Source organism: Frigoribacterium endophyticum (genome assembly GCF_011759585.1).
Lineage (GTDB): Bacteria > Actinomycetota > Actinomycetes > Actinomycetales > Microbacteriaceae > Frigoribacterium > Frigoribacterium endophyticum.
On sequence record NZ_JAAOYV010000001.1, the window covers coordinates 1,535,809 to 1,557,543 of the forward strand.

Sequence of the window (21,735 nt, forward strand, 5' to 3'; positions counted from 1 at the left end):
ATCCAGCCAGGGCCCGTCGTCGTCCACGCCGCAGTTGATCTCGCCGACGCAACGTCAACCCTGGGCGCGCGGCGCTACGTCATGCTGTCGGGTCGCACGCCCGTCAATGCGGCAGAGTACTGACGTGTCCACTTCTGACGATGCTGTCTCTACGGTTCCCATCTGGCCCGAATTCGTCGTGCCTGTGCTCCGAGTGTTGGAGTCTGGTCGCACCTTGCATCGAAAGGACGTCGTCGAGGCTGCGGCCGACCTGGCTGGCCTCAGCAGCGCTGGACGAGCCGAGATGCTCAACTCTGGGGGAACGCGCTACGAGCAGCGAGTGGGTTGGGCGATCAGTCACCTGACGAAGGCGGGGTGGATAAGTCGTCCCGAGCGCGCGCACTACGCCATCACGGAGGAGGGTCACCGCGGACTCGCCAAGTACCCCGGCGGCTTCGACTACGCACTCGGCAAGGCGGTCTTCGCGCCGTTCTGGCCTGAGCGCAGAAACTCTGCGACGGCGCCGGAGCTGCAACCCGATGTGCAGGACGCCGTAGACATCCTGGATCCCATCGAGCAGATCGCCGACGGCATCAGCCGCATCGAGGAAGAGGTCGGGATAGATCTGCTCGATCGGCTCCGTGAAAGCCACCCCGATTTCTTCGAACAAGCGGTCGTCGATCTGCTCCTCGCCATGGGCTACGGCGGCGCTGAACAGCGTGGCACGCGCATCGGCGGCTCCGGCGACGCCGGCATCGACGGCATCATCGATCAAGACGCGCTGGGGCTTGACCGCATCTATGTCCAAGCGAAGCGGTACAAGGAGGGCAACAACATCGGCCGGGAGACCATCCAGGCCTTCGTGGGTGCACTACAGGGCTTTGGGGCAACACGAGGCATCTTCCTGACGACGAGCGCTTTCACGCCGCTGGCGCAGACATACGTCGAGAACGTGCAGTCACGGGTCATCTTGATCGACGGGAAGAGGCTCGTCGCCCTGATGATCAAGTACCGCGTCGGCGTGCAGGTCAAGAAGACCTTCACTGCCGTCGAGATCGACGCGGACTTCTTCGACTGACTCGGCGTGGACGAGAGGCGGTGAGCCGGAGTTGTGTTCAGCGTCCGCCGACGCTGACCTCCTGGGCGACGGGCGCGACGACGGTCAGTTCGCTGCGGAGCACGCGGCGCAGCTCGACCCCGTCGGCGGTGACGACGTCGTAGCTGCGGACGACGCTGCCCATGTGGCCCTCGTGGGTGACGACGGAGGTGCCCGAGTCGAGCTCCGGGTCGGTGTAGGTCGTGGTGGTGAAGGCGACGGGCTCGGTGACGTCGACGCGGGTCGTGCTGATGACGGCCCCGGGAGGCGCGGTGGGCGCGGCCGTGGAGGTCGCCTCCGGTGCCGTGGGCACCGTCTCGGCCTCAGCGCTGGTCTGCGCTCCCATCGTCTCCGCGGTCGCGCTGACCCCGCCGCCGATGACGATGCACGCCGCCAGCACGCCGGCGCTGCGCAGCACACGGCTCTTGGTCGTCATGTCGTTCCACCACTGCATCACTGTCGTTCTCCGAGTATCTGACGACTGTCGGGTAGCCGTCCTCTCGATGCTGGCCGGTATGCGCGGCGGGCGGCACACCCCGTTCGGGTCGGGAGGCCGCGGGGCTGGCCCCAGTCCGGGGCAGCCGCGCCCGCGGCGCCGGCCGCACTGCGGCTCCGGCTCGCGAGGAGGCGGCGCTCACCGCCGGAACCGTGCCCCCGTCTCCTGCTCCAGGAACACCCACATCCACTCCAGTGCCCGCCTCGGCGTCAGCCCCGGCGCCTTCTGCGCGAGCTGCGTCGCCACGCCGTCGCTGTAGGCGGCGAGCTTCAGCGCCAGCTCGGACGCGTCGTCGACGGCGAACGTGCCCGCCTCGGCACCGCGCCGGAGCGTCCGCGTGAGGCACGCCTCCCACACCCGGATGCGGTCGACGTACTCGGCGGCGACGGCGGGCTTCCGCGCCACGGCCGTCCAGTAGTCCGACCAGAGACGCCAGTGCTCGTCGGTCGCGTCGGTGTCCTGGAAGAGCGGCTCGACGAGCATCCGCACACCGTGCACCGCGTCGGGCTCGGTGTCGACCGCCTCGATCACCGCGGCGTAGAAACGAGCGGTCTCGAGCACGACCACCTCGTTGAGGATCTCCGCGACGCTCTCGAAGTGGTAGGTGACCGTGCCCACCGAGACGCCCGCCTCCGCCGCGATGTCGCGCAGCCGGGTCGCCCCGAGGCCCTCGCGCACGATCACCGCGCGCGCCGCCTCGACGATCAGCGCCCGCCGCTCGGCCGGCTTCCGCCGCGTCGCCGCGCCGGTCACCGGAGCAGGCCCTGCACCTGCACCCACACCCGCACCCGCACCAGCACCCACCGCGCTCACGCCGACGTCCTCGGCACGCGGTCCTCGAACCACCGCTCGGCCACGAGCACGACCTCCGCGTCCGGCCCGCCGTCGCGGGCCCACGCCCGCACGTCGTTCTCGACGACGAACTCCGTCGCCGTCGCGGTCAGCCGCGACGACGTCTCGAGCCACGCCTTCCACTCGGGCTTCTCGAGACCGATCCGCCACTGCGACTCGGCGGTGGCCGACAGGGGGTCGCCGTCGACGATGCGGTACGTCTCGCGGCTGTCCTCGGTGAAGACCAGGCCGTCGGGGTACTCGCGCCCGCCGCCGTAGCCGGGGTCGACGTCGAGCGTCCACTCCCCCGTCTCGACGTCGTGCGTCACGCTCCGCTGCGGCAGCGACGACGCGGCGGGCAGCCTCCGCACGGCGAGCGGCTCCGCGTGCGAGGGCGGCGCGAACCGCACGCCGTCGTCGCCGGCCCGCGTCCACACCGGCAGCGTCACCGAGCTCTGCGCCGGGTCGACGACGAGCGTCGCCTCCTCGGCGCGCGGCCAGACCCAGGGCCAGTAGGTCGACGACAGGGCGATCCGGAGGCGGTGGCCGGCCGGGAAGGAGTGCCCGGTCGAGACCAGGGCGACGCTCACCACCTGCTCGACCCCCGCCTCCATCGCCACGGCCCGGTCGCGCCCGTGGCGCGCGTCGAGGTTGAGCACACCGCGGGTGACCAACGTCGAGCTGCCGTCGGGAGCGACGTCGCAGAGCCGCACGATGACCTGCGCGTGCGGCACGTCGCTCGTGACGGCGAGGTCGACGACGACGTTGCCGAGCACGTCGAGCGGCGCCGCGCCCGCCCCGACCGGCAGGTCGAAGCACACCGACCGACCGTCCTCCGCCCGCTGGTCGGGCGGCAGGTCCGTCGCGTTGCCGAACGGGAAGAACCGCCCGGCGTCCATGCCGGTGCTCTGCGGCGAGCGCACGACCACGGTGCCGTCGGCGCCCACGGCGGACGGCGCCGCGAACGACCCCAACGGCACCGCCCGCGCCTCCGTCGTCGCCGACGGCCACGCCTCCGCGGCAACCCACCGCCCGGTCCGCTCCGCGTAGTACGTCGCGGGAGGCTCGGAGTCGTTGATCCAGGCCCGCAGCGCCGGCTCGTCCTCGACGCCGTTGGGCTCGTCGAGCAGCCAGCAGTCCCACCAGCGCAGCGTCTCCTCGAGGAACCCGATGCCCGGCCCCGGAGCCAGCCCGCGGTCCGGGTACTGGTGCGACCACGGCCCGATGATCCCCTTCACCGGCGCGTCGAGGTTCGACACGAGCCGCAGCACCGCGTCCCGGTACGGGTCGGCCCAGCCGCCGACCGCGAGCACCGCGGCCGTGATCGACGAGTAGTCCTCGCAGACGCTGCCGTGCCGCCAGTAGTCGTCGCGCTCCTGGTGAGCCAGCCAGGTCGGCGTCATCGGCACGTTGTGCTCGAGCCGTTCACGCCAGCGGGCGATCCAGTCGGGGCCGACGACCTCCGGCCGGGGCGGACGCGAGCCGAACGCGAACATCGTGCCGCCCCACGACGCCATGTCGATGCCGAGCACCGCGCCGCCGACGTAGTGCACGTCGTTGTCGTAGCGGTCGTCGGTCGAGCACACGGTGACGATCGCCTTGAGCGCGGCGGGAGCCCTCCCGGCGAGCTGGAGCGCGTTGAACCCGCCCCACGAGATGCCGAACGCCCCGATCGCGCCCGTCGACCAGGGCTGCGCGGCGAGCCACTCGATCAGGGCGATGCCGTCGTCGAGCTCCTGCACCGAGTACTCGTCGTCGAACAGGCCGTCCGACGACCCCGTGCCGCGGATGTCGACCCGCACCGACGCGTACCCCCGCGCCGCGTACCAGGGGTGCCGCTCGCTGTCGCGCGGAGCCGTCCAGTCGTCCAGCCGGTACGGCAGGTACTCGAGCAGCACCGGCACCGGGTGCTCGACGACCGGCGCCCAGATGCGCGCGTGCAGCCGCGTCCCGTCCAGCAGCGGCACCCACTCGTCCCGCACGCGGACGTCGTGCGAGGGGCGCGGGTCCTGCGGGAGGCGCCCGTCCGGTCCCGTGCCGACCCCCGCCTCCTCGCCGGCCGCCGTCCCCGGCAGCCCCGCCCCGCTCACATCGACTCCCAGCGCGCGACGCGGTGGCCGTCGCCGTGGTCGTCCCACCCGCCGGCGTCGCGCCAGCGCGGCCGGGCGTCGCCGACGGAGGGCAGCTCGGTGGTGCCCGGGTCGAGCGTCGCCTCGAGCAGCGTGCGTGTGTAGGGATGGTTCGGTCCGCGGAAGACGTCCTCGGTCGAGCCGATCTCGACGATGCGGCCGCCGGTCATCACGGCGACGCGGTCGGCGACGCCGCGCACGACGGCGAGGTCGTGGCTGATGAAGAGGCAGCTCAGCCCCTTGTCGTCGCGGAGCGTCGTCAGCAGGTCGAGCACCCCTGCCTGCACCCGCACGTCGAGCGCCGTCGTGATCTCGTCGGCGATGATCAGGTCGGGCCCCGCGGCGAGCGCCCGGGCGATGCCGACGCGCTGACGCTGCCCGCCCGAGAGCTGGGCCGGCAGCCGCGCCGCGAAGTCGGGCGTGAGGCCGACCTCGACGAGCAGCTCGGCGACCCGCTCGCTCGTCGCGCTGCCGGTGAAGAGCTTCAGCGGGCGGGCGATCGCCGCGCCCACCGTGCGACGCGGGTTGAGCGAGGTGTCGGCGTTCTGGAAGACGAGCTGCACCGACCGGCGCAGGGCGAGCGTGCGCCGAGCGACGGGCTGGGTGAGGTCGCTCTCGACGCCGTCCGAGCCGTGGAACGCGAAGCTGCCCGACTCGGCGGGGATCAGCCCGGCGAGGGCGGTGGCGAGCGTCGACTTGCCGCTGCCCGACTCCCCCACGACGGCGAGGGTCTCGCGCCGGCCGATGTCGAACGAGACGCCGTCGACGGCCGCGGGCAGCGAGCGCCCGTACCGCACGACGAGGTCGCGCGCGGCGACGACCGGCGGTGCCGCCGGCGCGAGGTGCGACCCGCCTCCCCTCGGCTCCTCCGCGTGCCTCCCCAACCACCGACTGATCAACGAACCACGCTTTGACGTGGTTCTTTGATCAGTCGGTGGTTCGGCGCCGGCTGAACCCGCGGCGGCAGCCCCCGACGCGCGCGGGATGCTCGCGAGCAGCTCCCGCGTGTACTCGTGCCGCGGGTCGGCGAACAGCTCGGCGGTCGGCCGGTGCTCGACGATCTCGCCGTCGTGCATCACGGCGATCTCGTCGGCCATCGTCGACACCACGCCCATGTCGTGGCTGACGAGCACGATGGCCATGCCGAGCTCGACGGCGAGGTCGCGGATCAGCGCGAGCACCGCCGACTGCGTCACCACGTCGAGCGCGGTGGTCGGTTCGTCGAGCACGAGCAGGCGGGGTCGGGCGGCGACGGCCATCGCGATGGCGATGCGCTGCTGCTGCCCGCCCGAGAGCTGGTGCGGGTAGCGCCGCACGATGGTCTCGGGGTCGGGCAGGCGCACGTGGCGCACGAGCTCGAGCACGCGGTCGTGGCCGCCGGGCAGGCCGTGGCTCTCGAGCGCCTCGCGCAGCTGCTGGCCGACGCGCATCGAGGGGGTGAGCGCCTGGTCGGCGTTCTGGGCGACGAGAGCCGCGGTGCCGCCGCGCAGGGCGCGCGTCGCCGCGTCGTCGAGCGCGAACACGTCCTGCCCGTCGACGGTGACGCTGCCGCTGCCGCCGACGATGCGTGAGCCGCGCCGCAGGTGGGCGAGCAGCGTGCGGGCGACGGTCGACTTGCCGCTGCCGCTCTCGCCGACGAGGCCGAGGGCGCGGCCCGGCTCGACGGTGAAGCTGACGCCGCGCACGACGGGCACCTCGCGGCGCCCATCAGCGTACGAGATCGAGAGGTCGTGGACGCTGACGACCGGGTGGGAGGCGGTGCCGGCGACCCGGCCCGCGCCTCCGACGGTCTGGGGTGCGGTGGTCACGAGACGGCTCCCTTCTGGGCCCGGTCGACGCCGAGCGACTTGCTGAGGCCGTCGGCGCTGAGGTTCAGGCCGATGACGAGGGTGGCGAGCGCCACCACGGGGGCGAGCGTGCCGAGGGGCACGACGGTGAGGGCGGTGCGGTTCTCCTGCACCATGAGCCCCCAGTCCGGCGTCGGCGGGTTCGCGCCGAAGCCGAGGAACGACAGCGTCGAGATGAGCAGCACGATCCACGAGGCGCGCATCGCGTACTCGACGAGCACGACGTCGGTGACGTTCGGCAGGATCTCGCGGAACACGATGCTCAACGGCTTCTCGCCACGGGCGCGAGCGGCCGTGACGTAGTCCTGCGTGATGACCGTGCGGGCGGCGCCGCGCACGACGCGGGTCACGGCCGGGGCGTAGACGACGGTGACGGCGAGCACGATCACCCAGAGCCCCGAGTCGAACACGGTCACGACGACGAGCAGCGCGAGGATCGACGGCACGCTGAGCAGCGCGTCGACGATGCGCATGACGACCTCGTCGAACCAGTTGTCGGCGTAGGCCGTGACGCAGCCGAGCACCGTGCCGATGCCGACCGCGATGGTCGTGGCGAGGAACGTCACGAGCAGGGCGTAGCGACCGCCGTTCAGCGTGCGCGACAGGATGTCGCGCCCGTACTGGTCGGTGCCGAGCCAGTGCGACCAGCTCGCGCCGGTGAGGGCGGCGGTCGAGTCGGTGGCGACGGGGTCGTGGCCGGCGATCCAGGGCGCGAGCACCGCGAGCACGACGTGCAGCGCGATGAGGCCGAGCCCCAGGCTGAGGGCGGAGGAGGCGCGGAGGCTGCCGGTCAGGCCGGTCGCGGTGCTGCGCAGTCGCGTGCCGACCGTGCGCGGGGCGGCGGGCCGAGCGGACGACGCGGCCCGCGCCTCCTCGGTGCCTGCTCCGGTGCCGGTGCCGGTGCCGGTGCCGGTCCGGGTGCTGATGCTGCGGCCGGTGGTGTCGCGCGGGCTCATGAGCGGGCCTTCCGTCGGGTACGGAGCCTCGGGTCGAGCGCGAGGGCGATCAGGTCGGCCGCGAGGTTGCAGACGACGTAGACGAGCGCACTGACGACGGCGATGGCCTGGATGGTGGGCAGGTCGCGGGTGAAGACCGACTCGAGCATGAGCTTGCCCATGCCGGGGTAGTTGAAGACGTTCTCGACGACGACGACTCCCCCGAGGAGCCAGGCGACGTTGAGCGCGACGACGTTGAGGGTCGGCAGCATCGCGCTCGGCACGGCGTGGCGCCAGACGACCTGGCGGGTGGTGAGGCCCTTGAGCTCCGCGGTGGTGACGAACTCGGAGGCCATCACGTCGATGGTCGACGAGCGGGCAGTGCGCACGATGTAGGCGGCCATGGCGAGGGTGAGCACGATGACGGGCAGCCAGACGGCGGGCAGCAGCTCGGCGACGGTGGCGCTGTCGCCGCGCAGCACGACGGCGGGGAAGACCGGGATCGCGACGGCGAAGAGCAGCACGAGGATGGTCGCGACCATGAACTCGGGCACGCTCATGACGATCAGGCTGATCAGCGAGATGGCGTGGTCGCTCGGGCGTCCGCGGCGCACGCCGGCGATGACGCCGAGGGTGAGCGACAGCGTGACGCCGACGAGCATCGCCGGCACGGCGATGAGCATGCTGTTGCGGAACGCGATGAGCAGGTCGGGGCCGACGGGGGCGCCGCTGACGAGCGAGACGCCGAAGTCGCCGTGGCTCGCGCCGAGCAGCCACTGGCCGTAGCGGGCCCAGACGTTCTGGTCGAGGCCGAGCGTCTCGCGGAGGGCGGCGACCGCGTCGGGGGTGGCGTCCTGGCCGAGCAGCTGCTGCGCGACGTCGCCGGGCAGGGCCTGCACCGCGAAGAAGACGAGGAAGGAGGCGAGCAGCACGGTGAGCAGGGCGGTGGCGACCCGGCGGGCGACGAGGGCGAGGGTGGCGAGGCCGGCCCCGCTGGGTCGGGCGGTGCTGTGGGGCGTGGGGGCGCCTCCTCGGCTCTCAGCGGGCGTGGCACCGGTGCCGGTCTTGTCGGTGCGGGTGTCGGAGGTGCTCATGCGCGGAGTCCGATCTGCAGGTAGTCGAACTCGAAGCCGAACTCGCGGTAGTTGACGACGTCGCGGCCGAGGCCGACGAGGCGGTCGCCGAACATGGGGGTCATGTCGGCGGAGTCGTCGACGATGACGCGCTGGGCGTCCTGGTAGAGCATGCGTCGACGGTCGTCGTTCATCTCGGCGCGGGCGGAGTCGAGCAGCCCGTCGAAGGTGGGGTTCGACCAGGCGCTCTCGTTGTACGACGAGCCGGTGCGGAAGATCTGGTTGAGCAGCTGGTCGATGGGGCGTCCGGTGAACCAGTAGCTGACCATGAGCGGCTCTTGCATCCAGATCTGCGTGTAGTACGAGTCGGAGGAGGCGTTGCGCACGACGAGGTCGATGCCTGCCTGCTTGACCTGGTCGCGGTAGGCGACGGCCATCGGGGTGAAGACCGACTCGTAGCTGGAGGTGTAGATCTCGGTGCGGAGCCCCTCGCGGCCGGCCTGCTTGAGCAGCGCCCTGGCCTTGTCGGGGTCGTAGGCGCGCTGGTCGTCGAGCCAGACCGCCTGGGTGGGAGGCACGGGGTTGTCCCAGCCGGGGCTGCCGGTCCCCTGCAGGGCCGTGTCGACGATGGCCTGGGGGTCGTAGGCGAGCTTCATGGCCTGGCGCACGAGGGGGTCGCTGAACTCGGCGGAGGTGTGGAGCATCGGGATCGTGTACCACTGCGCGTTCGCGGAGCGGGCGACGGTGGCGGTGCTGGAGGCGCTGACGACCTGGGCGGTGGCGAAGTCGAGGTTGGTCTGCGAGATGAGGTCGATCTGGCCGGCGAGGAGGGCGTTGACGCGGGCGGTGGTGTCCTGGATCGAGTAGAAGTCGATGCCGTCGAGCACGGGCCGTCCGGCGAAGTGGTCGTCGAAGGCTTCGACGCTGCCGGTGCCGGCGGGCTCGAAGCTGGAGAGGCGGAACGGGCCGGTGCCGATGCCGGTGGTGCCGATCTCGGCGGCGCTGCCCTCGGGGATGACGTAGCACTGGTACGCGGTCAGCAGCGAGGGGAACTCGGCGTTGGCGGTGAGCAGCTCGAAGCGCAGGGTGAGCGGGTCGGGGGCGCTCATGCTGCCCGGGCCGATCATGGCGGCGAGCACCTCGCCCTGGGGCGAGGCGGTCGCGGGGTCGAGGATGTGCTCGATCGAGTAGATGGCGTCGGCGGCGGTGAAGCGGCGGCCGTCGTGGAAGGTGACGCCCTGGCGCAGGCGGAAGGTCCAGGTGACGCCGTCGGGGGTGGCGGACCACTCCTCGGCGAGGTCGGGGACGGTGACGCCCTGCTCGTCGAGCTTGACGAGGCGGTTGTAGAGGGCGCCGAGGTACTCGTAGGCCGAGAGGGAGCTGGCGGAGTCGAGGGTCTCGGCGGCGCTCGCGGCCGGGCGTGCGATGCGGAGGCGTCCGCCGCTCTTCGCGATGCCCGTGGCGGCGGCCTCGGGGATGGTCGGGGTGCTGCGGGCCGGGGTGCACCCGGCGAGGGTGAGCAGGCCGAGCCCGGCGAGGCCGGCGGCGCCGGCGATCACGGAGCGCCGGCTGGGGCCGCGGGCGTCTCTGCTCTCGGGGTGGTGTTCGGGGACGATCGGTGTCATTCGGGATGGCCTTCCGTTTATCGTTCGGGTGAACGATAGGGGAAGGTCGAGCCGGCGGCGAGGCCGCAAGGTCGCAGGAGGCGCGGGTCGGCTGCGCACTCTGCACCCCGCGATCCCCGCAGGCACGGGCCTCCCGCGGGCCCCGACCCCTCCCCCTCCCGCCCCCGAAGCTTCACGCAGTCGTTACATGCGGGCTCGACACTGCCCGAACGGCCAGGAGATCCCCGACGCCGAGCGGCACCCAGCCAAGAACGACTGGCCGCTCTGTGGCAACTGCGCCCGCATGTAAAGGGAGGGGCGGGAGGTGATCTCGCTCACCTCCCGCCCCTCCATCGCGGTTCTGTCGCTCATGTCATGAGGACGATTCGCCACGCATGCTCGCTAGCTCGCTCGACTACACCGTCACGGGTGCGGAGGCGGCAGCTGACACCCCACGACTGGCACCGTTCATCCGGGCCTGCACGACGGTCTGGCCGATGCTGCCCAGCAGGAGGAGGAGCGCGTAGTTCCCGCCAGTCCCGAGTCCAGTAGCGACCTGGATTCCCTTGGCCAAGGACCACAGGTACCAGAACAGGCCCAGGGGGCACAGAATCCACCAGGTCGTCATGACCTTCGCGCCGCTCGCGTTCACCTCGCCACGAGTCTTGGCGTACCAGACGATGGAGTAGATACCGAAGGTGATGAGAGGAAGGAAGAAGACGGCAGCCGCGGAGCGACGCTGGAGATGAACATTGTTCGACATGCGCGAAAGGTACCGTCAATTCCTACTCTCCCTGGACCCCCTTTTCGGGGATCGGCAAGGCAACGGACGAGCAGTTGAGAGTCTGCGAGCACGGACCAGAACTCAATGTCGCCTCATCGGTCGCACGCGACGCCGTCTCCATCTCGGTCCAGGTCGTAGACGTCGCTGCCGACGATCGTCACCGGGCCCTGGACGTAGGCCGGTCCGTTTCCACTGCCGCCCGCGCAGTCGACGTCGGAGGCCACGGGCACACACGCTCCGGAGTAGTTGGCGTCGCAACCTGATGCGGCAGGCGCAGGGGCGGCGACGGGTGCCGGGGCGACGTAGGGAACACGTGTACCGACGCTCGTGACCTGCTGCACCGGCGCGACGACGGCGGACTGACCAACGAGGCTTCGTGACGTCTCCACGCCGTCCGTGTACGTCACGTCGTACGTGAGGACCATCGACCCGTTCTGGCCCGTGACGGTGACAGCATCCTGACCGATGTCGCGAGTCGCGTCGTCGACCGAGACGGCGTCGAACGGCACGACCTCGGTGACGTCCTCCTGCTCGATCGTGACGACGGGAGTCGGGGAGGGTGACGCCTGGACGACCGAGCCGGCCCGGGCGCTCTCAGCCTGTGCCGCATCGCCGCATCCCGTGAGCCCCAAGGCCAGCAAGAGCCCCACTGTCACAGCAGCACCCTGGACCGCGAGCTTCTCCATAGTGGTAGTCGTGCGGCGATGCGTCATGTAGGCCCCTGACCTGAGGGACGCCACCATGACGCCCCGAGCGATCCTCACTGACGTAGAGCGGAGGAGAGAACCCCCATTACGGGTCCGGTCACGAAGACCGTCACGTCTTCGTTCGACGGGCGCGGTGCAGCAAACACGAAGAGGGAACGGCATCCCGGCTCAGCCCTAAGTCTCGGCATCAAGCCCGAATTCGATGACCACCGAGAGCCTGTCCAGACGGCGCTGCGTCGAACACTGGTTCCCCCCTCAACTGGGTCCGTACGATCGACCAAGCCCTCGGCGCTCGCATGTGAGCATGGTTCCGAGGCGGACCCCGACCAGGTTCACCTCGAACATGGGGGAACGACATGGCCGCAGCAGGAGCATCCGCGCGAGAAGAAGCGCATCGTCAACAGGCTTTGGCCGAAGCGCACGAGCAAGCGGCGGCCGAAGCACGCGACGCCGCCGCCCGCTACGGCCTCGCCGGCATCACCGAGAGCCGCGTCGCCAGCGTCCTCGCCCCGCTCGCCGCCGTCGGCTACACGCTCCTCCCCGACCGCGCCTGGCCGGGGAGCCGTCGCAGCGGCGCCCAGGTCGATCTCATCGTCGTCGGCCCGTCCGGCGTGCACATCGTCGACACGAAGGCGTGGAAGGAGGTCTCGATCCGCGGCGGCCGCATCTTCCGAGGCCAGGCCGATGTGTCCGACGACCTCGCGAACATGGCCGACCTCGCCCACAACACCGAGGCGCTCCTCGCCGAGGTGGGCCTGGCCGCGACCGAGGTGCACGCCCTCGCCGTGCTGGCGGGCCACCGAGGCATCAGGGAGACGGTCGGTCCCGTGACCGTGATCGGCGAGCACGACGCCCTCCGTCACGTCACCTCGCCCGGCGCCCGCCTCACCTCGTTGCAGGTCGACACGGTGCTCCGTCGCGTCCTCGACCACTTCCCGGTGTTGCGGACGTCCTCCGCCATCGACGTCACCGTGCCCGAGCCGGTCCTCATTCGACCGACCGATCCCGTCGACAAGGCCGAGCTCATCACCGCCGAGGAGGTCAACGCAGCCCTCCTCGACGGGGTCCTCGAGGCTCCCATCGAGACGTGGATGTCGTTCCTCGACCCGGCACAGGCCAAGCTCGCCCGCCGCAGCTTCAACGGCCCAGCGCGCATCCGCGGGTCCGCCGGCACCGGCAAGACCGTCGTCGGCCTCCACCGCGCCGCCTACCTGGCCCGCGGAGGGCAAGGCAAGGTGCTCTTCACGACTTTCGTCAAGACGCTCCCCGTCGTGCTCGAGAACCTCTTCGCCAGGATGGCTCCCGAGGTCGCGCATCAGGTCGAGTTCACGAGCATCCACAAGTTGGCGCTCGGCATCCTCAGAGAACGCGGCACGTCTGTCCGCATCGACCCGAAGGCGGCTGATGCTGCGTTCGCCGAAGCGTGGGCAGGGAGAAGCGAAGGAGGCGCTCTCGGCTCCTCGAGGATGTCCTCCGACTACTGGCGAGACGAGATCACCTACGTCATCAAGGGCCGTGGCATCCGCACGTTCGAGCAGTACGCGGACCTGGCGCGCGTGGGACGCAGGCACCGCCTGACGGTCGATCAGCGCAGGAGCGTCTGGTCCCTCTACGAGCGCTACGACGCGGGACTCCGTCGACGGAAGGCGATCGACTTCGCTGACGTCATCCTGATGGCGCTCTCCAGCGTCAGAACCACGCCGATCACGGGGTACGGCGCTGTCCTCGTTGATGAGGCGCAGGACCTCACCTGCGCCATGGTCGCCTTCCTCCACAGCCTGGTCGGAAACCGGCCCGATGGTCTTACCCTCATCGGCGATGGCCAGCAGACCATCTACCCCGGGGGCTACACGCTCTCCGAGGTCGGGATCTCCCTGAGCGGTCGAGGAGTCGTCCTCGACGTGAACCACCGGAACACAGCGGAGATCCTCGCCTTCGCGAACGCCGCAGTGCTCGGTGACGAGTACGCGGACATCGAGGGAACGGGCCAGACCATCGACGGTGTCGAGACCGTCGCACGTACGGGCCCAGCGCCTGTTCTCTCCAGGCACGAGACCTGGGCCGAGCACGACGCTGCAGTCGTCGAGCGAGTCCGCGATGTGATGCACCTCGTCGGCGTGAGGCGCGGCGACATCGGCGTCCTGACCGCCACGACCTGGGACGCCACCACCATGAAGGCGTCACTGGTCGCCGCCGGCATCCCCGCCATCGATCTCCTCGACTACGACGGTCAGCACACGGACGCCGTCAAGGTCGGAACAGTGAAGCGAGCCAAGGGCCTCGAGTTCAAGCAGGTCCTGGTGGCGCGAGTCAAGCCGGAGCTGCTGGAGCACGACGCGCCTGCACCCTCCTCGGAGACGGAGCGAGAACGCCGCGAGCTCGACCGGCGGGAGCTGTACGTCGCGATGACCCGGGCCCGCGACGGCCTCTGGGTCGGTACGCGCACATCAGACGTGTTCCCGAGACCGTGAGAGCAAGCGGCCTCAGTGCCTCGCTCAGGTCGAGAAGTAACGCCTCACGTAGGCACGCATCCCTGCATCGACGGCATAGATGTACGTTCCCCTGATCCCCCGCGTGAGCAGCACTCCATAGATGTTGCTGATGAACTCACGCAGCTCACCGTCTGTGTAGGACCGCCCGAGTTGCTTGTTGTTCTCTGCACCCTTGGTGTCGAAATACGAAGCCCGCTCGATGAAGAGTTCGTCGCGGTCGATGTCGTACCGGAGGTCTCCGCCGATGACGACGCCGGCATAGTTCAGGTCGTAGCCCTGGACGGTGTGGATCGACCCGACCTCCTCCAGCGCTCCGCGCGAGGCGATCCAGTCCTTGGACGTGCCGTTCCACTTCAGGGCGACGCCGTCGAGCTCGATGTCGGCTGCCTCGGGGGCCTTCCTCGAAGCCCACCGCCAGGCGTAGCCCGCAACGAGTCGGGCCAGGCCGTGCTCAGCATCACGTGCTCGGATCTCCTCGTGCATCGTCGCCAGGTCGTCGAAGACCCGGAGGTCATAACCCTCGAAGCTCCTGGGCACGACGTCGCCCGCGGCGTGCCCCACACGAGGAATCCTGAGAACGTCCCGCACGTATCCCACGTAGTCAGCGCCGGCCTGGACGCGCATCTGCGTCGATAGCCGATAGTGCCGCCCACGGGCGTGCGCGTCGTCGAGAAGCTCGACGACGGACTCCTTCGACAGATCGGCCGGCCGCACGCTCTGGGCCTCGTCGACGAACAAGATCTGGTGACGGCTCTTGGCTCGGATCCAGTCGAGCTGCGTCTTCGAGAGGTCGTCCGCGCCGTAGAGGCGTTCGTTGATCAGCGGGAACTTCGCATTGAGCACGCCCGTCGACTGGTTCGCCCGCTGATTCAGACGATGGGCTTCATCGACCAGGAGCAGGTCCCAGTCACCGTCGGACTGACCGACCTCGAACGGCGTCAACACCATGGCTGGGTCGAGCCCAGGCGTCTTGCGGAACACTCGCTTGATCGACTCGCGGAGTGACTGCTGGGGCACGACCATGCCGACGCGCAGATCCGCCAACAGAGCCGGGTACTCACCCAAGAAGAAGTCGGCGAAGAGCGAGTCCCCGTCGAAGTCGTCCGAAGGAGGCGTAGAGCCGATGTCGACGAGCAGCTTGAGCAGGTAGATGGCGACGACGGTCTTGCCCGTGCCCGGGTGCCCCTGGATGACGATCGTGTCGCCCCGCGCTTCGCGGAGGTCGACGAAGAGGCCTTCGAGGATGTCCTCGAGAGCTGCGGCTTGGTCTTGCGTCAGAGCCTTGAACGGTGACAACTTGAAGAGATCGCTGTTCTCGATCTCTGGGATCGGCCGCGTGAAGACTCCCTCGGATCTGAGCTGCTGCACGACGGCCGTGAACACGCCTCGGTACCGCTCACGGTCGTAGTAGTTGGCCGAGGTGATGCCGTCGTTGCGGTTCAGCACGCTGTAGGCGCCATCGGCTGAGAACAACTGGATGAGCCTCGACTCCAGGTCCAGGCACGCAGACTTGTTGAAGGTCTCATCGACGACTACTCGGACTGTGTCGAGCTGGCGCTTGTCCGGGCTCGCGAGATGCTGCCTCATCCGACCCGCGCCGTTACGGGTCTCGCCCACGTAGATGTCTCTCAGCCGTTCGTGCGGGTGCCGGCTGGTCCGGTGGGGCCTGGACTGATCGAGGACGTAGACGACAGGCCAGTCCACGTTGCGCGCATCGGTCAGGGCCCAGAGGTCGATGGCCTCTCGGTCGAAGGGAACTCGGACGATCTCAGAGGGCATCGTATTTCGTGCTCCGACCCCGGGCTTTGTCCACAGGATATTTCTCCCGGGTGACGGCGAGTTTCTGCAGAACGATCTGCTCCGGGTCCACGCCGAGCTTGTCAGCGAGGAGCAAGCAATAAGTCAAAACGTCAGCGAGCTCGTCCTGCACACGGCCAGGATCGAACTCAACTCCCCACTGAAAGCACTGCAGCAGCTCGCCGGCCTCGATTGCGACGCTCTTTGCCAAATTCTCCTCGGAATGGAACTGCTCCCACTCCCGGTCGGCAGTTATTGCCTTGATAGCCTTCGTCGCTGAGCTCACGAGCATGCGCATAAAAGTATCAGTGGTAGTCGACCATGCACACTCCCAAGCCGAGTTGGCCGCGAAAGCCGGCATGTCCAGCTCGACCCAAATCGCGACGGTAGCCGGAAGCACCCTAGATCACTAGATGTCTTGCAAGGACAAGCCGAGTTCCTCCGCTGAAGTACCGCTACCCCCTTCAATACGAGGCCGAGACCCCAAGGCCACCACAGCAACTCACACAGGAACCGGCCTCGAAATGGCCAGATCTGCCGAATCTCCGAACAGTCACACAGCGACAAGTGGTCGGACCGGAATGCCCTTAGGCGAGAACCCTAAAGTTTCTCTTACAGAAATACGTGCAGATCACACTATTTCGATCCCGCCGGGCTCAAGGTGCAGACGGCCTCGCGCCCTGCAGAGCTGGAAGCTCGTTCGGCGATGCACCCTTTGATCACAGTCGACGCACCATGGGCTAATGAATCGCTCCGCGAGCTTAATGCAGTGAGCGCCTGGTGCCTTGAAACGAGGTGTACGGCCCAATTTAAAGGCATACCAGACGCCCGAGACTGACTGCGTCAGTCCCTATCTCATTGTGTGAGGCGCCGCAAGAAACACGGCAGCCGGACAACCGCCCGGCTCGATCGCAGCCAGGGCCACGATCGGCCTGGAGTTAGTATATGAATTGGGCTTGCTTCTCGTAAAGCAGTTTATCGAAGTGGGCGTCACTCCATTCGAAAACACGAGGAAGAGAGTCGACGTTGTCGGCTGGCGTTTCTGAGACTTCCTCAAGGCATCGCCTTAGAAACCGAGTTGAAGCCTTGGCGCCACCGTCGCGCGGATATAGGGCACGCTGCAGTAACTGCAACAACCAAGGTCTTTTTAGAATTTTCATCTTCTCATCCACGCTCAACCACACGCACGTCGTAATCGCCAGAACGATTAATTCCTGCGAAGCATGGCTCTGAATCTTTCCTGGTATAAAGCCTGAGCTCAGTAACTCGTCCGTTAACTGACTGAGGGAACTGATAAGCGTGGTTCGAATCCAGCTTGGCGTCTCGGGGTTGGCAAAAAAATACTTGGCGACGGCCAGCAGGAGAAAGACCAAACTCTGATTTGTTTTGGCGCGGGGAGCTGCAAGACCTGTACGCCGCAGAAGCGCGGCAACTAACTTCGACGAAGGCTCGAAACGGATACTACATGCTGCAGCCAAAGACAGAAAATGGCACATTTCTACGTCCGAGTTAGCTACGTCGACTAGGCGCTGGAGAGCCTTGTGTATCGCAAAGTTGACATTCTCCTCGACTCGAAACTGGGCAGCTGCCTGTTCATGCTCCGACAGGGTCAACAGAGTTGGGCTTAGGAAGTAGAACCGGAGAACACGAACGACCTTCATGGCGGATGCCACCGACGGATTTGACAAGTACTGGAACAACATGTCGTGCGCGAAGCCCCAGGCATAGCCCAAGGTTTCCTCGGCTTCTTCACGATTTACGCATTTCGGGAGCCTTTTTTCAAGGAAGCGCACCAGCATCTTTTCAACCTGCGTGAGAGACATCCCAACATTGGCTTCGTCGCTGTCTCCACCTACAATCAATGCTTTGGTCTGAATGCTAATCTCGCGTTCACTAATGACGGGAATAGCCCCTTCAACCGACAACGCGGTTCGAAGAAACGACTTTAAATTGGCCTTTTTCACCGAAATCGAGGTGGTAAACGGCGTCGTGTAGGTGCGGGTCTTATTCCGGTTCAGGGAAAACTTATGCTCCATAAGCACTGCCTCGACGATACCCGTGATTGTGTCTAGGGTTCGAGATTCGTCGGTAAATATAAAGTAGTCATCTACATAACGAAGAATTTCATACTCGGACGAGTCTATGCCCGCCGCAGCGACCCGGGCTCGCATTTCTAAACCAAGATGTTGGAACACAACTTCAGCAAATACGCGTGAGACTTCTGGACCAATGCAAATTCCATGCGTCTCGCCCCAGTTCGCGACTTGCATAATGGAGTCCATGGAATTTCCTAAGTCTTTCGACGGTCCGTTACCTAGGTTTTCCTTGCTAAAGAAGTCGGTTCCTGTGCTCCACGAGGCGGAGTGAGTGTATATACTTCGGAAGCAGTTGGCTACATCTAGTCTCGTGAGGTACGTCCACCTTGCCTCGAGAGCATGCCATTCATGAGAATCGTAGAACTGGCCGGCGAAAGCGTACTTGTCATATACGAAGTAGGAGTTGAACGTGCTCATACTTCGAGAAGCAAGTTCCACAGATGCGTGAGGGGACGTAGGAGCCCCCCTCAGCGCGTTGGCGGCATGCTTACCCAAAAGGTTTGCGCGGACTGGATGACGAAGGGACGTCGAATCCTTTGTAACGTAATGAAGAATAACATCTTTGTAGGCATAATACAAAAAAGCGACGTTCAACTGAGACCTACTAGACATTAGCTCCAGGTCGCGAGTCTTCGTACGGTCGCGGCGCACGCGAAATGTGGCGGGTGCGCGCCAGGCACTCGCGTAACTAGGAAGGTCTGCCTGGAGAGCGCTTCCGTGGCGAATATGCACGGGAAGGTCCACGTTTCCTATAATCGTTAATATAAGCAAATCGAGTCGGCCGGATACGCGAATTCGGAGTCGTTGAGGGTTCAAGGCAACCACGCGCGCTTCGAGCCAATCATAAAGCCAATGATCTGCCATCTCTAGGGGCAATTCGTACGGAGCACACTCCGTAATCAAGGCACGGAGAGAAGCCATCCTGCCAAAATTTAGTCCCACAATGTACTCCGTGCCCAGTCATGTATCTCGTCGTCCAGATGAGCGCCTGCTTTCGCGCGCATAATATTGTGCTCTGTGGCCCTTTGGACACCCATAGCAGCAATAACCTCAGCACGATGAATGCTATTGCCACAACACGCGCATGTAATGGGTATCCCTTGTTTTAGGCCTGCTATTTTGCCCCCCCACCGTGCACCTAGCTCCGCCCTGTAGGCCGCCATTAGCCGTTCAAAATTGGTGCGTTTCGGAAGGGGGCCCATGACAAATCGGGCACTGTATGCCAGTCCAGTCACGATGCGCACCCCATGTCCCGCATCGGCCGTAGCATGGGGATGGAAGAGATAAGAGTCCAACGCTATGTACCGATCAACGGCATTTACATTGGTCCAACACGCTATATTATCGGCATATTCTTTGAGGCGTCGCAGACCCTCCTCGTACCTTGCAACCTTGCTATCGGATATGTCGATGGCCAAGAGCCGAGAACTACCACTCGCGAATATGAATTTATAACCCAGGAACTCGAGGGCCGTGGAGGCTGCCTGAGGATGCAACAGCGAAGTAGACTTAGTGAGATTTCGTCTGAGATTTTCACGCCGAAGTAGAGTGTCAATGTGCTTGTTCAGAGATTCTATTCTCTCGGGCTCACACACAACAATCATGTCGTCTGCGTATCGCACAAACAGGGCCACATCAGGATGGTGACGCACCGCGAAGTCAAATCTCTCAAGGTATATTTCGGCCAGGGAAGCGGAAGATGGCACCCCGTCTGGCAATCCCCGTGTTAGCCCGGTTAGACGCTCATACGCCTCAAGAACTTGCTTGGTGTGTTCCTTTACGAATCGAGGGACGCCTGCATGACCAGTCACTTTCTTTCGCAAAACATCGTGGTCAATAGACTCGTAGAATTTTTCTATATCTAGCCGAATCAGGCCTTGTCTGACGGATTGTGCACGAGACGACATCAACAGCGAATTACGCACCACTCGCAAGGCCTGGTCTCTGCCGCCTGTATTTATTCGAAATGCACGCTTGAGGTGTAGCGCGACGAACCGATCGAAGAGCATAAGGGATGGCCGCGATTTATTAAACGTGATGACGTTACGGCCTTTCACAAGACCCCTACGCAATCGTATTGATTTGGGAGGATGCAAGACACGCAATTCCAATTGATCGCGCATCGACTCGAAGAGATCGGTTTCGTAGCGCTTCTTGACGTCGAGCAAGGCCGCGAGCTCGGAGCGCATAGCGAGTTCGTCCGCCCCGGAAGTCGGTTGCTCTAGCGCCCGGAACAGGGCCAATATTCGGAGGTTGTGCCTGGCCGTAAGCGTGGCATGACTGGGAATGATGTTCTTGCGACGCTGGGACCTGTATTCGATGGAACGAACATCGGCAATAGTGGGCAATGCATCTCTCAAATGCTGCAGCCTTCCCGGCAAGCGTGTCTATGGTCTCGAGATTCTCGCACACTAACCACACCGCAATAAGAGACATGCAATTAAGCTCGATGTTGGCCGGAGCTGACGACTCGCATCTAGGGTGTAATGGAAGTGGAAAGCAGAGCAGAGCGTCAGTTCTCGTTCGCTGCCCGCTCTATCTCAAAGAAGGTGGTGCGAGAAGTATCACTTAACCACTGCCCCCCTCGGACAGACTTAGGTGCACGCGATCTCGCGACGAGACCTTCTTCGCCGGCCATCTTTCCGGATATTTGGTCGGGCTGACAGGATTTGAACCTGCGACCCCTTGACCCCCAGTCAAGTGCGCTACCAAGCTGCGCCACAGCCCGAGAATTCGTTTCCGAAGAAGCGATTTCTTGGTGTTGCCCCGACCGAGGCAACCCGACAAGCATAGCGGATCGCGAGGGGTGCTGAGTACACCCCCACACTGACCCACGAGCGGGGACGTGAGTGATGCGCGAGATCCCGGATACAGGAGTCATGATCTTCTTCGTGGGGATCGCCGAGTGGACTCAGGGCGAGCATCAGCGACGCCTGACCCTGTGGAGCCAGCTTTCCGAGACCGGCACCGCCACCGGCCTCGAACCGTCCACGGTCCGTGCCCTCGGCCTCTACGCCGGCCAAGCGGGCATCTTCTTCGACGGCAGCGGCGACTGGACCACTGGCGGGCCAGGCCGCGTCGCTCTGACCCTGAAACACACCGGCCGCACGTACGCCGATGATCTCAGCGACGAACAGCTCGACTACCACTACCCGAGCACTGAACGGCCTGCCTCCTTCGACCGCAACGAGATCGATTCCGTCAAGCGCACCCAGTCGCTCGGCTTGCCCCTCTTCGTCGTGACACCGAACGCTCTTCGTGGGCGTCTCAAGGATGTTCGCCTCGGCTATGTCCACGGTTTTATCGACGACGAGGCCGTCTTCTTCGTCACCTTCGTCGAAGGGGTCCTGCCCCTTGCCCCAGCCCACGAGCTGCCCGACTCGAAACACGACGTCGACCTCTTCGGAGGACTCCCCGCGCAGACCCTTCGCCTCGTTCAGCAACGCACCCAGCAACGACGCTTCAAGATCGATGTGCTCAACCGCTACGGCACGACTTGCGCCCTCTGCGACATCGCCGTTCCTCGACTCATCCAGGGCGCGCACCTCATCCCCAAGAGCATCGGCGGCGCCGACGAAGCCGTGAACGGGCTCCCCTCTGCCTCAATCACCACATCGCCTTCGACGCCTTCCTCCTGCGGATCGAGCCAGACGGCAACCGGATCACCTACGCGCCGGACGTGTCGAAGCAAGCCCTTCAGGTCACCCGGGACGACCTCTCGCATCTCCCCGCTTCTCCCTCCCCCGCGGCCCTGAGGAAGTTCTACCGAACGGATGCGGCCCAGGCAGCCTTCGCAGAGTGGTCCTGATCAGGGACACATGTTGCGGCGGGTTACGCCGCCCTTAGGCACACACCCACCCCGCACCTAC

Annotated in this window: 16 protein-coding genes and 1 tRNA gene; 3 read left to right on the forward strand and 14 right to left on the reverse strand. The window is 66.1% G+C overall.

Features of this window, described 5'->3' with window-relative positions; translation table 11 throughout:
• Nucleotides 1-124: 124 nt before the first annotated feature.
• On the forward strand, nt 125-1,057 hold the full coding sequence (locus FHR77_RS07095) for a restriction endonuclease (protein WP_307803362.1): 933 nt from the start codon (nt 125-127) through the stop codon (nt 1,055-1,057).
• 37 nt (nt 1,058-1,094) lie between these two features.
• Here the strand turns inward: FHR77_RS07095 and FHR77_RS07100 are convergent, their stop codons facing one another.
• The 9 genes from FHR77_RS07100 to FHR77_RS07140 form a co-directional block, all read right to left on the reverse strand.
• The gene (locus FHR77_RS07100; protein WP_167259351.1) at nt 1,095-1,511 is read right to left on the reverse strand and encodes a G5 domain-containing protein; all 417 of its coding nucleotides are present in this window, start codon (nt 1,509-1,511) and stop codon (nt 1,095-1,097) included.
• 198 nt (nt 1,512-1,709) lie between these two features.
• Complete coding sequence (locus tag FHR77_RS07105; RefSeq protein ID WP_167259352.1) at nt 1,710-2,324, reverse strand: TetR family transcriptional regulator C-terminal domain-containing protein; 615 nt, start codon at nt 2,322-2,324, stop codon at nt 1,710-1,712.
• Between the two features lie 56 nt (nt 2,325-2,380).
• Complete coding sequence (locus tag FHR77_RS07110; RefSeq protein ID WP_341777257.1) at nt 2,381-4,384, reverse strand: CocE/NonD family hydrolase; 2,004 nt, start codon at nt 4,382-4,384, stop codon at nt 2,381-2,383.
• 104 nt (nt 4,385-4,488) lie between these two features.
• On the reverse strand, nt 4,489-6,339 hold the full coding sequence (locus FHR77_RS16605; protein WP_167259353.1) for a dipeptide ABC transporter ATP-binding protein: 1,851 nt from the start codon (nt 6,337-6,339) through the stop codon (nt 4,489-4,491).
• The gene (locus FHR77_RS07120) at nt 6,336-7,334 is read right to left on the reverse strand and encodes an ABC transporter permease (protein ID WP_243861377.1); all 999 of its coding nucleotides are present in this window, start codon (nt 7,332-7,334) and stop codon (nt 6,336-6,338) included. Before FHR77_RS07120 ends, FHR77_RS16605 begins: the two co-directional genes overlap by 4 nt.
• Nucleotides 7,331-8,407, reverse strand: a complete 1,077-nt coding sequence (locus FHR77_RS07125) for an ABC transporter permease (RefSeq protein WP_167259354.1) — start codon at nt 8,405-8,407, stop codon at nt 7,331-7,333. Before FHR77_RS07125 ends, FHR77_RS07120 begins: the two co-directional genes overlap by 4 nt.
• Nucleotides 8,404-9,945 (reverse strand): ABC transporter substrate-binding protein, encoded by a 1,542-nt coding sequence (locus FHR77_RS07130; protein ID WP_341777258.1) that lies wholly within the window; start codon nt 9,943-9,945, stop codon nt 8,404-8,406. The genes FHR77_RS07125 and FHR77_RS07130 overlap by 4 nt, the downstream gene beginning before the upstream one ends.
• 460 nt (nt 9,946-10,405) lie before the next feature.
• Nucleotides 10,406-10,753, reverse strand: coding sequence for a DUF4234 domain-containing protein (locus FHR77_RS07135; RefSeq protein ID WP_167259356.1), 348 nt, complete (start codon nt 10,751-10,753; stop codon nt 10,406-10,408).
• Between the two features lie 113 nt (nt 10,754-10,866).
• Nucleotides 10,867-11,460 (reverse strand): G5 domain-containing protein, encoded by a 594-nt coding sequence (locus tag FHR77_RS07140; RefSeq protein ID WP_208380422.1) that lies wholly within the window; start codon nt 11,458-11,460, stop codon nt 10,867-10,869.
• A 377-nt stretch (nt 11,461-11,837) separates the two neighbouring features.
• Here FHR77_RS07140 and FHR77_RS07145 point away from each other — a divergent pair, with 377 nt between their 5' ends.
• Nucleotides 11,838-13,952: a nuclease-related domain-containing DEAD/DEAH box helicase gene (locus FHR77_RS07145; protein ID WP_167259357.1), complete on the forward strand. Its 2,115-nt coding sequence runs from the start codon at nt 11,838-11,840 to the stop codon at nt 13,950-13,952.
• Between the two features lie 24 nt (nt 13,953-13,976).
• Here the strand turns inward: FHR77_RS07145 and FHR77_RS07150 are convergent, their stop codons facing one another.
• The 5 genes from FHR77_RS07150 to FHR77_RS07170 all read right to left on the reverse strand — a co-directional run bounded on the left by FHR77_RS07150 (nt 13,977) and on the right by FHR77_RS07170 (nt 20,594).
• Entirely contained in the window at nt 13,977-15,752 is a 1,776-nt protein-coding gene (locus FHR77_RS07150) for a DUF2075 domain-containing protein (protein WP_167259358.1), read from the reverse strand.
• Nucleotides 15,742-16,056 carry a nucleotide pyrophosphohydrolase gene (locus FHR77_RS07155; protein ID WP_341777259.1) on the reverse strand — a complete coding sequence of 105 codons (315 nt, stop codon included), beginning with the start codon at nt 16,054-16,056 and terminating at the stop codon, nt 15,742-15,744. The genes FHR77_RS07150 and FHR77_RS07155 overlap by 11 nt, the downstream gene beginning before the upstream one ends.
• A gap of 652 nt (nt 16,057-16,708) precedes the next feature.
• Nucleotides 16,709-18,787, reverse strand: a complete 2,079-nt coding sequence (locus tag FHR77_RS07160) for an RNA-directed DNA polymerase (RefSeq protein WP_341777260.1) — start codon at nt 18,785-18,787, stop codon at nt 16,709-16,711.
• 11 nt (nt 18,788-18,798) lie between these two features.
• The gene (locus FHR77_RS16745; protein WP_167259361.1) at nt 18,799-20,055 is read right to left on the reverse strand and encodes an RNA-directed DNA polymerase; all 1,257 of its coding nucleotides are present in this window, start codon (nt 20,053-20,055) and stop codon (nt 18,799-18,801) included.
• Nucleotides 20,056-20,517: 462 nt separating this feature from the next.
• Nucleotides 20,518-20,594 (reverse strand) — tRNA-Pro (locus tag FHR77_RS07170).
• Between the two features lie 151 nt (nt 20,595-20,745).
• On the opposite strand from FHR77_RS07170, the gene FHR77_RS07175 reads away from it, so the two are divergent.
• Nucleotides 20,746-21,621 (forward strand): hypothetical protein, encoded by an 876-nt coding sequence (locus FHR77_RS07175; protein WP_167259362.1) that lies wholly within the window; start codon nt 20,746-20,748, stop codon nt 21,619-21,621.
• Nucleotides 21,622-21,735 lie beyond the last annotated feature (114 nt).

Bases quoted from the DNA above. Each gene is read 5' to 3' on its own strand.
- FHR77_RS07100 (WP_167259351.1), bottom strand. From the start codon at position 1,511: ATGACGACCAAGAGCCGTGTGCTGCGCAGCGCCGGCGTGCTGGCGGCG.
- FHR77_RS07120 (WP_243861377.1), bottom strand. From the start codon at position 7,334: ATGAGCCCGCGCGACACCACCGGCCGCAGCATCAGCACCCGGACCGGC.
- FHR77_RS07125 (WP_167259354.1), bottom strand. From the start codon at position 8,407: ATGAGCACCTCCGACACCCGCACCGACAAGACCGGCACCGGTGCCACG.
- FHR77_RS07135 (WP_167259356.1), bottom strand. From the start codon at position 10,753: ATGTCGAACAATGTTCATCTCCAGCGTCGCTCCGCGGCTGCCGTCTTC.
- FHR77_RS07140 (WP_208380422.1), bottom strand. From the start codon at position 11,460: ATGGAGAAGCTCGCGGTCCAGGGTGCTGCTGTGACAGTGGGGCTCTTG.
- FHR77_RS07145 (WP_167259357.1), top strand. From the start codon at position 11,838: ATGGCCGCAGCAGGAGCATCCGCGCGAGAAGAAGCGCATCGTCAACAG.
- FHR77_RS07150 (WP_167259358.1), bottom strand. From the start codon at position 15,752: ATGCCCTCTGAGATCGTCCGAGTTCCCTTCGACCGAGAGGCCATCGAC.
- FHR77_RS07160 (WP_341777260.1), bottom strand. From the start codon at position 18,787: ATGGCTTCTCTCCGTGCCTTGATTACGGAGTGTGCTCCGTACGAATTG.
- FHR77_RS16745 (WP_167259361.1), bottom strand. From the start codon at position 20,055: ATGCGCTCCGAGCTCGCGGCCTTGCTCGACGTCAAGAAGCGCTACGAA.
- FHR77_RS07175 (WP_167259362.1), top strand. From the start codon at position 20,746: ATGATCTTCTTCGTGGGGATCGCCGAGTGGACTCAGGGCGAGCATCAG.